This is a genomic window from Deinococcus aquaedulcis (assembly GCF_019693445.1).
GTDB classification, from domain to species: Bacteria; Deinococcota; Deinococci; order Deinococcales; family Deinococcaceae; genus Deinococcus; species Deinococcus aquaedulcis.
In genome coordinates, this window is record NZ_JAHRBL010000001.1 from 479,439 (window position 1) to 493,352 (window position 13,914).

The following is a 13,914-nucleotide window of genomic DNA, read 5'->3' on the forward strand; positions in this document are numbered from 1 at the left end:
GCGCCCGGCAGCGTGGCGTGAGCCCCCCGTCCTTCAGCGGGTCTGATCGCGTTCGTCCTCGGGGGTGCGGGCCTCAGGGGGGTCCGCGTCCGGGCGCTCGCGGCGCTGGCGGTAGTAGCGGCGCAGCCACTGGCTTAAGCCGCTGAGGTCGGGAAACAGGGTGCGCTCATTGATGTTGAACTGGTCCAGGCGGTCACGGATTTCCCACTTCAGCTCGCGCGCCACCACCACCCGCCGCGCCAGCTCCGGCTGGCGGCGCAGCCAGTCTTCGGGCCGCACATCGGGGCTGGACAGCAGGGCAAACAGGGCCGACTGCTGCACGATGCGCTGGTCAATGGAAGGCGGCTCAAGGAGTAACAGGAACGGCTCGCCGTGTTGCGCTTCCAGGCGGTCCAGCCAGCCGATCTCGGTGTCGTAGGGGAGGGGCAGGTTGGGGGCGGCGCGGCCAAAGGTGCTGAGCATCTCGGTGGTAAACACGTTGCCGCCCTCGCGCTCCAGCAGGTCGCGCAGGTCCGGGGGCAGGCCCGCCGCGCTGGCCGGGGCGTCCAGCAGCCACACCACGCCGTCCTCGTCGTCGTGGCGCTCGTCACTGGTGGCAAAGTGCAGGGCCACCAGCGGCGAATAGCTCCAGTCCAGCAGCCGGGTGGGCAGGCCGTGGTGCTGCCCGATGGTCAGCCACGTCCACAGGTCGTCCTGCGGGGGCACAGTGGCCAGCGCGTATTTGCGAAAGGCCCGCACCAGATGCCGCTCGATCTCGCGCGGGGCCTCCGAGAGCCGCTGCAGTGAAGTGGTCAGCGGCGCGGGCGTGCCCTGCCCCCGAAACACGTAGGGCGAGCGAAAGCGCCGCAGCTGCGGATTCCAGGTGTTGTGCTGCAGGGCGTCCAGCAGCGCTGACCACGATTGGGGGCGAATGTCGGCCACGGTCAGGCGTCTCCGGTCTTGTCGTTGGGGTCCGACAGCGCCTTGGACTGCGACGAGCCCACCTGCCGCAGGAAAATCGTGAGCACCACAATCGCCACCACCGCCAGGAATTCGCTTTGCCAGTTCTGGAAGGACTCGAACCAGAATTCCGGCCGGCCCATGAAGGCGCCCAGGCTCAGGGCCTCCTGCCCCCGGGCCTGTTCTTCCAGGTTGAAATCCTGCCACGAACTTACAAGGTGCAGCGCCAGCGAGCCCAGGAACAGCCCCCCCAGCACCACCGAGAGGCCGTTGCGACGCCAGAAGCCGGGCGTGGCGGCGTCGTCGGCGTCCTTCTGGCGTTCCTCGGCCGTCTGGTCCTCGGGAAAGGGATTGGATTCGGCCGAGCCGCGCTGGCGCAGGTAGATGGTGAGCGTCACAAAGGCCGCCATCTGCAGGAATTCACTTTCCCAGTTCTCGGCGGTGGCCGACCAGAAATGGGCAGACGCAAGGTACTCCCCCCAGCCCAGGGTGTGCTGGTGCAGGGTCTGCAGCTCTTCGTTGTGCACCGCCCAGCCGGTGAGGGCCTGCCCCACCCAGAACGCGGCGAACAGCAGAACCAGGACGATGGACAGTGCGTTGTTCGCCCAGAAGTGCCTCATGCTTGAGGTTATAGACAAGAGCCGGGGCTACAATTTGCGTTTCGACTTGGGCAGGCATTTAGAGACGCCGCCCAGCGCCCAGCGCAAGCGCGACCGCACGCACGCTGAAGAAAAACCCAAGAGGACCCCAAGAGTTTCTGTTCGGTGCCCGGCAGGCCTGCGTGCGATCTTTCTTCGTAGCTACGCACACAGTGCATAGGAGGAGGCTTTATGAAGCGAGACATGAAAAAGACGCTGCTGGTTCTGGCTCTGGCCGCCGCCCCCATCCCTGCCCTGGCGCAGGACACAAGCGATACGGCGACCACCACCGAGACCACCACCACCACCACCGAAACCCGTGACCAGGACGGCATGGACTGGGGCTGGCTGGGCCTGCTGGGCCTGGCGGGGCTGGCCGGGCTGTCGCGTCCCAAGCACACGGCGGTGCACACCACGACCACCACCAACCACACCCCGCGCTAAGCCGGGGCAACGAGCGAATCAGCCATCAGGCGGGCGGCCCTTTGCGGTGGCCCGCCTGAGTGTTGTTCCGCCTTCAGCTCTGCCCGCACCCTTCTTCGGAGGCCCCGCTATGCCGTCCCTGAACACCGCCGTGCTGTCCTCCATAGACCTGTATCAGCGCTGGCTGTCGCCCCTCAAGGGTTTTCGCTGCGCCCACGCGGCCTTTTTCGGCGGCGAATCCTGCTCGGCCGCCGTGCGCCGACTGGTCGCCGAGCGCGGCGCCCTGGCCGCCCGTCCCGACATCGCCGCCCGTTTTCACACCTGCGCCCAGGCGTACGGCCACCTTACTGGCGCGGCCCAGGCCACCGGCGGTTCGGTGCGCGGGGTGTGCTGCTGCGGCCCGGTGCCTATTCCCTTCCGCTGCGGGTAAAAGAGGCTGGGGTAAGGTTCCGGGCCAGTCCGCCCGTTCACGTGTGCCCTGGGGTGGAATCACCACCCTGCACTGTCTTCATCAGGACTTTATGATTTCTTTACACGCCGCCCTTATCCTTTGTGGCCGTGACCCCCACTCAACCTGGACCGCTTGACCAGACCTCGGTACGCCGCCACCTGTTGCTGCCCTTTTTCTCGTACTTCCTGCTGCTGGCTTCCACCAGCTTTATCGCGGGGGGCATCGTGCACGTGGGGCTGGGCGAGAATACGGCCTATTACCTCACGCTGGCAGTGGTGGGGGTGGTGTGCTTTACGGCCGGCAATTACTTGCAGGAATTCGTGCTGCGCGCCAACCGCCGGCCGATGAATCTGGCGTCTTTTCTCCTCATTTCCTTTGTCCTGTCGGTGGGCATGGGCATGATGACGGGCGGGGTGCAGCATTTCCTGGATAACCCCACCTACTCCTCGGTGCTGATTCCGGTGGGCCTGCTGCTGTCGGTGCTGGCCTTCCTGGCGCGCGAGGGCGTGCGCCTGGGGCGCAAGCTGCCGGCGCTGGTGGGCGGCATAGTGGCCACTGCCGCGCTGCTGTTTGGCACGCTGTCGGGCGTGGCCCGGGCGATTGCGGTGCCCGGAAGCCAGGGGCACAGCCACGGCGCTGCCGGGCATCAGGCGGCGCCCGCCACCCAGCCTGAGGCGGCTGCCGGCACCGACACCCAGGCGGCCCAGCCGGCACAGCGCGTGGCCGAGACCGGGCACGAGGCCGCCCACGCCGCGCCCGCTCAGGTGGAACCGGAACCTGCACACGCCGCAGAGGAGCATGGCGCGGCGCACGCGGCGCCTGCAGAGGCAGCGGCACACGACGCCTCCGGCGACGCGCACACCGACCACGACGACCATTAAGCGGCAAGGGGCAACGCGGCGCAGAAGCTCTCTGCGCCGCGTTGCCCTTTGGGGCCAGGCTTTGCGGGGTTTGCGGGTCCTGGCCCGGCGGGTGCCGTGTCGCTGCCCCCCTCCCAGAGGGGTCACCCCATGACCTGAAGGGTTCACCTGCAGGTCATGGGGGGCGAGCGGCGCGAGTGACCGCGACAGAGAGCGGTTGGCGTGGGGTTGAGGATGGTTTTTCCTCCTGTAGGCGGAACGGAAGACCGATCTCAGCGGTTGGTGGGTGGCGGCAACTGTTCGACTGTGCCGCCACTGCGCACCCGCACCGTGCGCACGCGCGGCTGCACCCGCACCTGAATGCTGGCGGGCGTGCCGGGCATAAGGTCCAGGGTGGCCGGTTCCAGGGTCAGGGTGGCCAGCGTGCGCAGCGGGTGCCCCTCGGGCGGCGGCACCACCACGTAGCGGCCCGGGGGCAGCGCCGCAAAAACCAGCCCGCCGGTCTCCCCGCTGATTGCCTCGGTGATGGTGCCGTCTTCTGCCTGCAGGCCCACGGGCACCCCCGCCAGCGCCGAGGGCGGCACGCTGACCACCTGCGACTCGGCGCTCAGCCGGGCAGGGTCCGGCAGTTCCAGGCGCAGCGCCCCCACCACCTGAATGCCGGGCAGCACCCGCAGGTCCTGGGTGAGCGTGCGTGCCGGGGTCACGGTCACGGCCAGGGGCACCGCCGGGCGCACCACCTGATCGGGCCCGGCCACCACATTCAGGGCCGTGGGGCCACCGGGCAGGGCGCTGAACAGGTAATGCCCGGCGGCGTCGGTGCGGGTGGTGGCGGCCCCGGCCCGCACCAGCACGCCGGCCAGGGGCTGCCCACTGGCGTCTTGCACCGTGCCCTCCAGGCGGCCCACGTTCTGCCGCTGGGCCAGGGGCAGTTCGGCGGGCACGCGCACGCTCAGGCGCCACGACAGCCCGCTGCTGGCCCCGCGTGTGTAACTCAGCTGCCCGGCCAGCTCGGCGCCGTCGGCCCACACGTACTTGCCCTCGGCGCCCACAAACCACTGCCCCGCCAGGGCGTCGCGGGTGCCGCCGCTGAGGGTCAGGGCCAGTCCATCCTGCAGCGGCAGGGTCCAGGCCACGGCCGCGCCCAGTTGCAGCGGGGCGCCCGCCACCTGCGCGAGGTCCAGGCTGGGGGTCCAGGTGCCGCTGGCCCCAGAGAGGCTGGCGCGGCCACTGTAAGCCCAGCGCCACACCGGCCCGTAGCCCACCAGCACGGTTTGCAGCGTGCGCGCCGCGTCGGTGGCCAGCGACACGCTGAGTTCGTGGTTGGCGTGCTGCGCCGTGGCGGTCTGCTGATAAGCGTAGCGCGCCGACCAGCGGCCCCAACCCAGCGCGCGGCCCAGGCTGATCTGGGCTTCGGCGCCTTCTGGGCCGTAGCCGGGCACCGTGACGCTGCCGCCCTCGTTCCACGCCCCCGCAAGGCCCAGTTCGAAGCCGCGCAGATTCAGCCAGTTGGCGCTGGCAGCGGCACGCCACTGCAGTTCGCCGGCGACGCGCCGGGCAGCCCCACTGACACTGAAGGTCTGGGTGGCAGACGCGCGGCTGAGCCCCACCTCGCCCTGCCACGTGCCGTCAGAGCGGGCGTCGCCCCCGGCGCGCAGGCGCCAGCCCGGGGCCAGCGTGAGGTTCAGGGTGCTGCCCACCCGCCACCCGCTGCCCCCCAGCAGCACCTCGGCCCACGCGCGCCGCTCCGGGGTGAGGTACAGCACCTCCAGGCCGGCGTTCCACGGTCCCGGCGCGCTCCCGGGCGTGGCCGGCCAGCTCAGCCAGCCCAGCGGCGCCGCCTGCTGGTACAGGCCAGCCGTCACCGTCAGGGGGCCGTCACCAGTCCCCAGGCGCAGGCCCTGCAACGGCTCGAAGCGCAGCCCAAACGGCACGTACCCGGCCTCGGCACTCCAGCGGTGCTGGCGGTAACTCACGCGCGGCGTGCGGGTGTTCAGGTCCACCTCCAGTTCTGCGCCATTTTCCAGCTGGGCGGTGCCGAGGGCCCCCAGCACCACGCGCACGCTGCCCGGCGCGCCCTCGGCCTCGGCGCGCAGGGCCAGTGGCAGGGTGACGTGCGTGGCCGACAGCGCCAGGGTTTCCGGCACCAGTTCAGTCACGGCGCGCGCCGCCGCGCGGGTGTAGCCGGGCAGGTCCACTTCCAGCAGGTGCCGCTGCGAGGGCACCGCCAGTCGGGGCACCGTCACCGTGACCGTCACGGTGACCTGCGCGCCGGGCGCCAGTTCCACCTGGGCCGGCGAAGCGCGCACCCGGTAGCCCAGCGCGCTGCTGGCCACCACCGGACTGCGCAGGAGTACGTTGCCCGTGTTGGTGACCACAAAGGTGGCCTCGTAGCTGTCGCCCACCGCCAGCCCGGGGGCAGACAGCGGCTGGACGCTGGCGCGGGTCAGCGCGGCCACCTCCACCTGAATGGTGGTCTCGGCCTCGCCGGCCTGCACGCGCACCGGGTAACGGCCGGCGGGCGTACCGGCTGGGGGCAGCACCGTAAGGGTCACGGCGCGCACCTCGCCGGGGGCCACACTCACGGCCTGTGGGGGGAGCAGCAGGCGCCAGCCCGGCGGCAGGGTGACGGTGGGGCGCACCTCCTCGGCGGGGCCACTGTCATGGCGCACCTCCAGGCGCAGGGTCAGGGCGCCGCGCCCGGTTTCGCCGCTGACCTCGCCGCTCAGGCGCACGGCGGCCTGGGCCCCCAGCCCGCTCAGGGTGCCCAGCCACAGCAGGGTCAGCAGGGCCGCGCGCTTCATGGCCGGACGGTCAGGGCAAAGCGGGCGCCGAACACGTCGTCGCCCCCGGCGTCGGCCAGCATCACCACCTCGTAGTCACCGGGGGGCAGCAGCGGCAGGCTGAATTTGGCCACACGGCCCTCGCCGGGCAGCGCCAGCATCTGGTCCAGTTCGGCCTGGGCCACCGGCTTGCCGCCGCTGAACACCTGGGCGGTCAGCAGCGCCGTGGTGGCCTGCACGCCCGCGTTCAGAAACTCCACGTTCAGCGTGTGGGCCGGCTGGGGCTTGCCGTCCACCGTGCGGGTGTCCAGGGCCAGGGTGGGGCGGGCGAAATCCAGCAGCACGGCGCCCGCGCCGGTCTCGCCCAGCACCGTCACCACCGAGGTCACGTAGGTGCGCACCACCTGCACCGAGACGTTGGTCTTGGCCCCTTCGGGCGTGTTGACCGGCTGCATCGGCAGGTTCGCTTCCACCAGAATGGCGCTCCAGCGGCTGCCGTTGGGGGCACTCTGCGGCACCTGCACCCGGAACGGCACCGTCACGCTCTCGCCGGCCGCCAGCGTGTAGGGGCGGCTGTCCACCGTGACCCAGCCCGCGTTGGACTGCGGCGTGCTGCCCGGCGCCGAGAGCTGCCCGCCCTGGTCCACCGACAGGTGAAAATCCGCCTGCGACACCCGGACGGTGAGCGGCAGCGCGGACGTGTTCTGAAAGGTAATGCGGCCTTCGTGCTGCATCCCGGCCCGCAGCGGCAGCAGGCGCACCAGGGGCGTGGTCACACTCAGGTCGGCGCGGGCAAACGACCCCAGCAGGCAGCACAGCAGGGCCAGAAACCACAGTCGCATGGGGGCACCTCGTGGGGAAATAGAGAAGCAGAAGGGGCGCGCGGCGGGCCAACGTCCCCGCACCCGCACCGGGGGGCCACCACCAGCGAAGCCAAGCCGGGGGCCCCTGGGGGAAGGCCGCCGGGCTTGGCACGCAGGAAGGGGCGTTAGAACGTCGTGGCGTTGACCGTGATGACGTGCGACAGGCCGTCGGTGGGAATCAGCAGCGAGGCGCCGGCGCACCAGAACATGGTCTTGGAATCGGTGCCCTGGGTAATGCTCCAGGTGATCTGGCGCCCGGCCAGCGTGTTCATCAGGCCGATGTGGTTGGCGGTGGTGCAGTCGTAGGCGCCGTCGGTGATGCTCACGTAGTACAGGCCGCTGCCGGCCATGTTGCCCGTCACCTTGGCCTGCAGGGTGTTGGACACGTTGGTCTTGGTGTTCAGGACCGTCTGCGCCTGCTTAAAGGCGATGGTGGCCAGTCCGGGGAAGTCTGCCGCCACAAAGGCGAAGGTGGGCACCCCGGAAATGGTGACGGTGTCAATGGTGGCCGTGGAGGCCGAGCCAGTGCCGGTGGCCGTGGCGGCCAGCGAGGTCCCACTCAGGAAAGCGGCGAGCCAGAGTACGTTTTTCATCCTTGATCCTCCCTGCCTGGTCCCCGGAAGCGCCCGATTCCCCCAGTGCTCCCTCCTGCGCGGCCGGGGCCAAACGGGCGCACAGTAAAAGAGGTGGCGTTTCTGTGAAGTTAAAAGGGACGTTAAAGCCCCGCCCAGCGCGTTCCTATTGCCTGCGGGGCACCGCTGCGCCGCTTGCCTCTGAGCCGATTTTCTGATTAACGTGGGAGCACCTTGGCCTGCGCTTTAGCGTCTCTTGGCGGCCCGGGTAAAGGAGGTGCCGTGTCGCTTCCTGTGACCCTGCACATGTTGGGTCCCACCTATATCTCCCGGGGCGGGACAACCGTTCACCTGTCGGCCAAGGGGCTCGCGCTGCTGACCTTCCTGACCCTGGAAGGCCAGCCCCACCACCGCGAAACTGTGGCGGCCATGCTGTGGGATTCCCCGCGCGCGCTGGCCAGCCTGCGCGTCGAGCTGACCAAGCTGCGCGCCGCCGGCTTCGCCCTGGGCGCGCCGCGTTCGGCGCTGCTGGGCATCCGGCTGCCCACCGATCTGGCCCGGTGGCGCCAGACTCCCCCGGCCGATCTGGACGCCTGGTTGGGGCTGCTGCGCGGCCTGCCGCTCTCGGGCCTGGAAGACCTGAACAGTCCGCCGCTGACTGCCTGGGTGGACCGCACCCGCCAGCGCCTGCTCGACGAGATCGAACTGGCCCTGCAGGCCGCCTGGAGCACAGCTGATCCCCGTCGCCGCGAGCGCCTGGCGCGGCACCTGGATCTGCTGGGCCTGGAATTGCCCTCGTCGGCGCCCAAGCCGCCGCCCATGGAGGCGGTGTGGCAGGCCGCGCGCCTGGCCCTGCGCCAGCCGCAGGTGCTGGTGCTGGGCGGTGCGGCGGGCAGCGGGCGGCACCGGCTGGTGGCGGCCAGTCTGGATAAACGCTGGGTGGTCGTATCGGTGCCGGCGCTGCCCAGCGCGGCGCTGCTGTTCTCGGTGGCGCGGGTGCTGGTGCAGCAGGCCGCCGGGGCGCCGCTGCCTCACCCGGCCACCTCACCGGATGAAGCGGTGGCCGGGCTGACCCAGGCCCTGCTGCGCCTGGGCCGCCCAGTGGCGCTGATTATCGGCGGGGCCGAGCGCCTGCCCGAAGCGCTGCTGGCCCATCTGGCGTTTTTGCTGCAGTGGCCGCTGCCGCTGCTGGTGATTTTCACGGTGCACCCCTCCCAGATCCAGCCTTCCCTGGAAGACCTGACGGCCCACCTGCCCCCAGAGCGCCTGCATTTGGCCGAGGTACCGCGCCTGACCCTGTCGGCGCTGCTCAATACGCTGCGCACCGCCAACACCCCCGATGAACCCCGGCGCGCGCTGTACCTGCTGCAGCAGTCTGAAGGGTGGCAGGCGGCGGCCCTGGCCCTGCGTCCCCAGGTGGCGCAGGCCCAGCCCCGCGCGCAGCTGCCCAGCCGCGAGCGCCGCCTGTTGCTGGCCGACCTGGACGCCGCGCTGCCCCACGCCCGGGGCCCGCTGGCCCGGCTGGCAGCGCTGCAGGCGCCCTTCACGGCGGCCGAAGCCCAGCTGTTGCTGGGCCCAGAACACGCCGCGCTGCTGTGGGACGCCCTGCAGGTGGGGGTGCTGCGCACCGCCCCGGGCAATCTGCACCTGGACCTGACCCAGTTAGAGGCGTGGCAGGCCCCGGACCGCGACGGCCCGCTGATGTTTTCCAGCGAACTGCAGCGCGCCGCGCTGGCCAGTACCCTGCCGGGCACCCTGCGCCTGCAGGCGCGCGAGGCCGCGCCCGCCGGAGCCTACGCCCCCGAAGCCGCCCCGGTCTCCGCGCCCGTCTGGCGGCCGGTGCTGGGGCTGCCCGAACCTCTGGGCGAACCCGCCACCTCGGTCTGGACCCCGTGCGGCTACCACGTCGTGCAGGAACAGGGGGGCTGGCATGTGCTGCGGCTGGGACAGTCGGCCCAGCCGGACCCCGGGCGCCTGCCCTGGCTACACCTGCAACTGCCGGCTGGGCCCCTGGCCTACCGCCTGCTGCACAGTTCGGCCAATACCTGCCTGGAATGGCGCCCGGCCCCTGGGGCGCCGGCCAGCGCACGCGGCTGTCCACCGCTGGGGCAGTGGGCCTTGCCCCAGGCGCCGCTGCCGGGCCTGCTGTCCATCCGCGCTTCGGACCTGGTGCTCTCGGTGGCGCCGTGGCCGCAGGTCGAGCTGGCCTTGCCCCGCCCCGGCCAACTGTTCGGCGCCGTACCGTCGCAGTTGTGAACAGCGCGCGCCTGGCTGAGCTTGCCGGCAAGCTCAGAGCCTGGGGGGTGTTCTCGCCTGTGATACTCCGTCGTGTCCCCGGCTTCTCCAGAGCCTGAGGCGCCCCACCTGGGGTGGGCGAGAGAAGACCTGCCCAAACCACAACGAAGAAACCCCGCCGGAGCGAGGTTTTTCTTGGTGGGACGTGTAGGACTTGAACCTACAACCCGCTGATTAAAAGTCAGCTGCTCTACCGATTGAGCTAACGTCCCTCACCGCTGGGCGCCACGTGGGCGCGTTCTTCAGCGGCAGTGAGTATACGGAGGCGGGCCAGGGCTGTCAACGGCCGCGCCCTAGCGCTTCAGATTTGGCGGCAGGTTCGGCATGCGCGGCGGCTTCATGCCCTTGCCGCCAGGGCCGGCCATGCGCTGCAGCATCTTCATCATGTCCTTCATCTGCTCGTGCATTTTCAGCAGCTTATTGATGTCCTGCACGCTGTGGCCGCTGCCCTCGGCAATGCGCTTGCGGCGGCGCCCGTCAATGATCTTGGGGTTGCGCCGCTCTTTAAGGGTCATGCTGGAGATCATGGCGTCAATGCGCTGAATCTGCTTCTCGTCCACGTTGAAGCCTTCGGGCAGCGCGCGGCTCATGCCGGGAATCAGCTTCAGCAGGTCGCCCAACGGGCCCATGCGGCGAATCTGGCGCAGCTGGGTCAGCAGGTCTTCGAGGTCGAAGTCGCCGGGCTTCTTGACCTCCATCGCCTTCAGGTCCGCCTGCTGGGCGCGCTCGATCAGGCCCAGCACGTCGCCCATCCCCAGAATGCGCCCCGCCACCCGGTCAGGGTAAAAGGGTTCCAGGCCGGTCAGCTTCTCGCTGGTGCCGGCAAAGTAGATGGGTTTGCCGGTCACGCTGCGCGCCGAAAGGGCCGCCCCGCCACGGGCGTCGCCGTCCATCTTGGTGATCACCAGCCCCGTGACCGTGACGCGCTGGTCGAAGGTCTGGGCCACGTTCAGGGCCTCCTGACCGGTCATGGCGTCCACCACCAGCAGCGATTCGGTGGGCTGCATGGTCACCTGCAGGTCGGCCAGCTGGTCCATCAGGGCCTCGTCAATCTGCAGGCGGCCGGCGGTGTCCACGATCACGAGGTCGCGGAAATCGGTCTTCAGGTGCTCGTCCACGCGGCGCTTGGTCTCTTCGGGGCGTTCGCCGTCGGCCACCTTCAGGATCGGCACGCCCACCTGCCGGGCCAGCACCTCCAGCTGGTCGCGCGCCGCCGGGCGCTGCGTGTCGGCGGCCACCAGCAGAACGCGGCGGCCCTTGCTCTTATAGTGCGCGGCCAGCTTGCCGGTGCTGGTGGTCTTGCCGGCCCCCTGCAGGCCCACCATGAACCACACGTTGCCTTCGGTTTTCAGCTCGGGCAGCACGCTCTTGCCGCCCAGGGTTTCAATCAGTTCGTCGTGAACCAGCTTCACCACCGTCTGCCCGGCGTTCAGGCTGCCCAGCACGTCCTGCCCCACGGCCTTCTCGCTGACCTTGGCCACGAAATCCTTGGCCACGCTGAAGTTCACGTCGGCTTCCAGCAGCGCCATGCGAATCTCGCGCATGGCGGTCTTTACCTGCGCTTCGGTCAGCTGGCGTTCCTTGCCTACGCGGTCCAGGATGTCCTGTAACTTGTTGCCCAGCGACTCAAACATGTTGCGAGGCTACCACGCAGGGCAAAGGGGCAATGGTGTCGGCACCGTGCGGGATAGGGTGGAGCGATGTGGACAAACGTGCTGTGCAGTTTGGCGCTGCTGGCTCTGAGTGCCTGCACGTTGCTGCCTGACAGAGAGGCGGAGGAGCAGGCCGCGTGGTTGGCTCTTATGCAGGCCAGGGAAGCCCGGTGGCAGGCCTATCTAAAGGCCTTTGAGCCATTGCCCCTTGAGCTGCAGGGTTCGGTGTGGCGTGGCTGTGCGCTTGGGCTTGGCTGTGAACTGGACTCGCTCTTGGGGACAGGGACCGCCACGGAAGCCCAGTGGCAAGCCGCGCTGCGTCTGGCCGGACTGCCGGTGCCACCGGGCGGTTTTGCGCTCATACGAATTCCGAAAAATTCCGTAACAGGTTATGGAATTTTTCCGACCGGAGGGAGAGGGAAAAAGTACGGATTGCCGGGAATTGGAGGAACATCCAGCTCTTTTCTGGATGTTACGGAAATGGACGGCAATCCGTATCACCCGAGCGCCCACGTTTCCGGCTCCACAGGCACAGACTGGACCGCTGCGCGCCGAGGTGCAGGTCCCCAGAACCGCGCAGGTGGGGGAGACGCTGACCCTCGCCGCCGTGTTGCATAACGAAACGGGGCGTTCGGTCAAGGTGGTCTCTGGACTGTCCCCACTTGACGCCACTCTTCGCAACGAACGCGGCGAGCCGGTGCGCTGGTACACCCCTGCGCTCGATGCTTGGCTGCAAAGCAGCCACCTCTGTCCGGTTGGCCCATGTCAATGGGATCATCTTCAGCTGGGCGCGCCCCTGAACCAGTTCAATCGCTGGCTGCCGCTCCCGCCTGGGGAATACACCGTCACCGTCCGCATGAAGGGCGTGTTCGTGGCCCAGCACGAACTCAACCTCACCTTTCCGCCGCAGCCCCTGACCATCCGCTAGGGTGACCGCATGCCCAAACTGGTCCGCGACCGCATTCCTGAACTGTTTGGCGGGCAGGCCACGCCGCTGCCAGAGGCCGCTTTCCGCGCCGCCCTGCACGAGAAGTTGCAGGAAGAGGTGACCGAGTATCTGGAGAGCGGCGAGGTCGAGGAACTGGCCGATGTCCTGGAAGTCATTTTTGCCCTGGCCGAACTGGATGGGCTAACTCCCGCCGAGTTGGAAAAGGCGCGTGCCGCAAAGGCCCAGGCACGCGGCGCCTTCGTTCGTCGGCTGTGGTGGACGCCCACCTAACGCCCGTTAGGCAGCGCGCGCTAGACTGCCCCCATGACCAAAGCTGTGATCGTGGCGGCCAGCCGCACGCCCACCGGGAAGTTCCTGGGCGCCCTGGCCGATGTGCCGGCAGTGGAACTGGGCAGCCTCACCCTGCGTGACACCCTGCGGCGTGCCGGGCTGGGCGCCGAGCTGATTGAAGACGTCATCATGGGGCAGGTCGTGCAGGCGGGCAGCGGGCAGAACCCGGCCCGGCAGGCCGCCCTGCGCGCGGGCCTGTCCCACGAGGTGGGCGCCCTGACCGTCAACAAGGTCTGCGGCAGCGGCCTGAAAGCGGTCATTCTGGCGGCTCAGAGCATCCGTGCGGGGGATCAGCAGGCGGTGCTGGCGGGCGGCATGGAGTCCATGAGCAACTCGCCCCACCTGCTGCCCGGGGCGCGAAAGGGCTACCGCCTGGGTCACGCCCAGGTGCTGGACGCCAACACCCACGACGGCCTGTGGTGCTCGATTAACGATGAGGGCATGGGCCTGACCGGTGAGCGCGTGGCCGAGAAGTACACCATTGGCCGCGAGGAACAGGACACCTACGCCACCGCCAGCCACCAGAAGGCCATCGCCGCGCAGCAGGCGGGGCGCTTTACCGACGAGATCGTGCCCGTCACTGTGAAGGGCCGCAAGGGCGAGGTGACCGTGAACACCGACGAGGGCCCCCGCGCCGACACCAGCCTGGACACGCTGGGCAAGCTGAAGCCTGCCTTCAAGAAAGACGGCTCGGTGACGGCTGGGAACGCCCCGGGTCTGAACGACGGCGCCGCCAGCCTGCTGGTGGTCTCCGAAGCCTTCGCCCAGGCACACGGCCTAAAGGTCATGGCGGAAATCACCGGCTACGCCACGGGCGGCCTGGCCCCGGAGTGGGTCATGATGACCCCGGTGCCCGCCACCCAGAAGCTGCTGAAGAATCTGGGCATGGCCGCAGGCGACGTGGACCTGTGGGAACTGAACGAGGCCTTTTCGGTGCAGAGCCTCGCCGTCAGCCGTGAACTGGGCCTGGACCCGGCGCGGGTGAATGTGAACGGCGGCGCGGTGGCTCTGGGGCACCCCATTGGCGCCAGTGGGGCGCGCATTCTGGTCACCCTGTTGCACGCCCTGCAGCAGCAGGACAAGGAGACTGGCGTGGCCACCCTGTGCATGGGCGGCGGCAATGGCCTTGCGCTGGCTGTGAAACGGGTAGGCTAAGCGC

13 protein-coding genes and 1 tRNA gene are annotated in these 13,914 nt (G+C 69.3%); 7 read left to right on the forward strand and 7 right to left on the reverse strand.

Annotated features, from left to right (window positions below; genetic code table 11):
- Positions 1-33: 33 nt before the first annotated feature.
- Positions 34-921 carry an FRG domain-containing protein gene (locus KMW22_RS02230; RefSeq protein WP_221088367.1) on the reverse strand — a complete coding sequence of 296 codons (888 nt, stop codon included), beginning with the start codon at positions 919-921 and terminating at the stop codon, positions 34-36.
- A 2-nt stretch (positions 922-923) separates the two neighbouring features.
- Positions 924-1,559, reverse strand: a complete 636-nt coding sequence (locus KMW22_RS02235; RefSeq protein ID WP_221088368.1) for a DUF6766 family protein — start codon at positions 1,557-1,559, stop codon at positions 924-926.
- A 210-nt stretch (positions 1,560-1,769) separates the two neighbouring features.
- On the opposite strand from KMW22_RS02235, the gene KMW22_RS02240 reads away from it, so the two are divergent.
- The 3 genes from KMW22_RS02240 to KMW22_RS02250 all read left to right on the forward strand — a co-directional run bounded on the left by KMW22_RS02240 (position 1,770) and on the right by KMW22_RS02250 (position 3,332).
- Entirely contained in the window at positions 1,770-2,021 is a 252-nt protein-coding gene (locus tag KMW22_RS02240) for a WGxxGxxG family protein (RefSeq protein WP_221088369.1), read from the forward strand.
- 109 nt (positions 2,022-2,130) lie between these two features.
- The gene (gene yidD / locus KMW22_RS02245) at positions 2,131-2,430 is read left to right on the forward strand and encodes a membrane protein insertion efficiency factor YidD (RefSeq protein WP_221088370.1); all 300 of its coding nucleotides are present in this window, start codon (positions 2,131-2,133) and stop codon (positions 2,428-2,430) included.
- A 128-nt stretch (positions 2,431-2,558) separates the two neighbouring features.
- The gene (locus KMW22_RS02250) at positions 2,559-3,332 is read left to right on the forward strand and encodes a hypothetical protein (protein WP_221088371.1); all 774 of its coding nucleotides are present in this window, start codon (positions 2,559-2,561) and stop codon (positions 3,330-3,332) included.
- 251 nt (positions 3,333-3,583) lie between these two features.
- On the opposite strand, the gene KMW22_RS02255 is transcribed toward KMW22_RS02250, so the two are convergent.
- From KMW22_RS02255 to KMW22_RS02265, 3 genes are all read right to left on the reverse strand, one after another.
- The gene (locus tag KMW22_RS02255; RefSeq protein WP_221088372.1) at positions 3,584-6,115 is read right to left on the reverse strand and encodes an NEW3 domain-containing protein; all 2,532 of its coding nucleotides are present in this window, start codon (positions 6,113-6,115) and stop codon (positions 3,584-3,586) included.
- Positions 6,112-6,936, reverse strand: a complete 825-nt coding sequence (locus tag KMW22_RS02260; RefSeq protein ID WP_221088373.1) for a hypothetical protein — start codon at positions 6,934-6,936, stop codon at positions 6,112-6,114. The genes KMW22_RS02255 and KMW22_RS02260 overlap by 4 nt, the downstream gene beginning before the upstream one ends.
- Before the next feature lie 146 nt (positions 6,937-7,082).
- The gene (locus tag KMW22_RS02265) at positions 7,083-7,550 is read right to left on the reverse strand and encodes a hypothetical protein (protein ID WP_221088374.1); all 468 of its coding nucleotides are present in this window, start codon (positions 7,548-7,550) and stop codon (positions 7,083-7,085) included.
- Between the two features lie 261 nt (positions 7,551-7,811).
- Between KMW22_RS02265 and KMW22_RS02270 the strand changes: the two genes are divergently transcribed.
- Positions 7,812-9,785: a hypothetical protein gene (locus KMW22_RS02270; protein ID WP_221088375.1), complete on the forward strand. Its 1,974-nt coding sequence runs from the start codon at positions 7,812-7,814 to the stop codon at positions 9,783-9,785.
- 175 nt (positions 9,786-9,960) lie between these two features.
- Here KMW22_RS02270 and KMW22_RS02275 read toward each other — a convergent pair.
- Together KMW22_RS02275 and ffh are read right to left on the reverse strand one after the other, a co-directional pair.
- Positions 9,961-10,036, reverse strand: a tRNA-Lys gene (locus KMW22_RS02275).
- Between the two features lie 81 nt (positions 10,037-10,117).
- Positions 10,118-11,458 (reverse strand): signal recognition particle protein, encoded by a 1,341-nt coding sequence (gene ffh, locus KMW22_RS02280; protein ID WP_221088376.1) that lies wholly within the window; start codon positions 11,456-11,458, stop codon positions 10,118-10,120.
- Between the two features lie 409 nt (positions 11,459-11,867).
- On the opposite strand from ffh, the gene KMW22_RS02285 reads away from it, so the two are divergent.
- Genes KMW22_RS02285 through KMW22_RS02295 form a run of 3 tightly spaced genes read left to right on the forward strand, consistent with a single transcriptional unit; the run spans position 11,868 to position 13,910 of the window.
- Positions 11,868-12,404, forward strand: coding sequence for a hypothetical protein (locus KMW22_RS02285; protein ID WP_221088377.1), 537 nt, complete (start codon positions 11,868-11,870; stop codon positions 12,402-12,404).
- A 9-nt stretch (positions 12,405-12,413) separates the two neighbouring features.
- A complete protein-coding gene (locus KMW22_RS02290) occupies positions 12,414-12,695 on the forward strand; it encodes a nucleoside triphosphate pyrophosphohydrolase (protein ID WP_221088378.1) in 282 nt (93 codons plus the stop codon).
- Between the two features lie 33 nt (positions 12,696-12,728).
- Positions 12,729-13,910, forward strand: coding sequence for a thiolase family protein (locus tag KMW22_RS02295; protein ID WP_221088379.1), 1,182 nt, complete (start codon positions 12,729-12,731; stop codon positions 13,908-13,910).
- Positions 13,911-13,914 lie beyond the last annotated feature (4 nt).

Coding starts and splice junctions, on each gene's coding strand:
- KMW22_RS02285 (WP_221088377.1), top strand. CDS start 11,868: ATGGAATTTTTCCGACCGGAGGGAGAGGGAAAAAGTACGGATTGCCGG.
- KMW22_RS02290 (WP_221088378.1), top strand. CDS start 12,414: ATGCCCAAACTGGTCCGCGACCGCATTCCTGAACTGTTTGGCGGGCAG.
- ffh (WP_221088376.1), bottom strand. CDS start 11,458: ATGTTTGAGTCGCTGGGCAACAAGTTACAGGACATCCTGGACCGCGTA.
- yidD (WP_221088370.1), top strand. CDS start 2,131: ATGCCGTCCCTGAACACCGCCGTGCTGTCCTCCATAGACCTGTATCAG.
- KMW22_RS02260 (WP_221088373.1), bottom strand. CDS start 6,936: ATGCGACTGTGGTTTCTGGCCCTGCTGTGCTGCCTGCTGGGGTCGTTT.
- KMW22_RS02255 (WP_221088372.1), bottom strand. CDS start 6,115: ATGAAGCGCGCGGCCCTGCTGACCCTGCTGTGGCTGGGCACCCTGAGC.
- KMW22_RS02295 (WP_221088379.1), top strand. CDS start 12,729: ATGACCAAAGCTGTGATCGTGGCGGCCAGCCGCACGCCCACCGGGAAG.
- KMW22_RS02235 (WP_221088368.1), bottom strand. CDS start 1,559: ATGAGGCACTTCTGGGCGAACAACGCACTGTCCATCGTCCTGGTTCTG.
- KMW22_RS02265 (WP_221088374.1), bottom strand. CDS start 7,550: ATGAAAAACGTACTCTGGCTCGCCGCTTTCCTGAGTGGGACCTCGCTG.
- KMW22_RS02240 (WP_221088369.1), top strand. CDS start 1,770: ATGAAGCGAGACATGAAAAAGACGCTGCTGGTTCTGGCTCTGGCCGCC.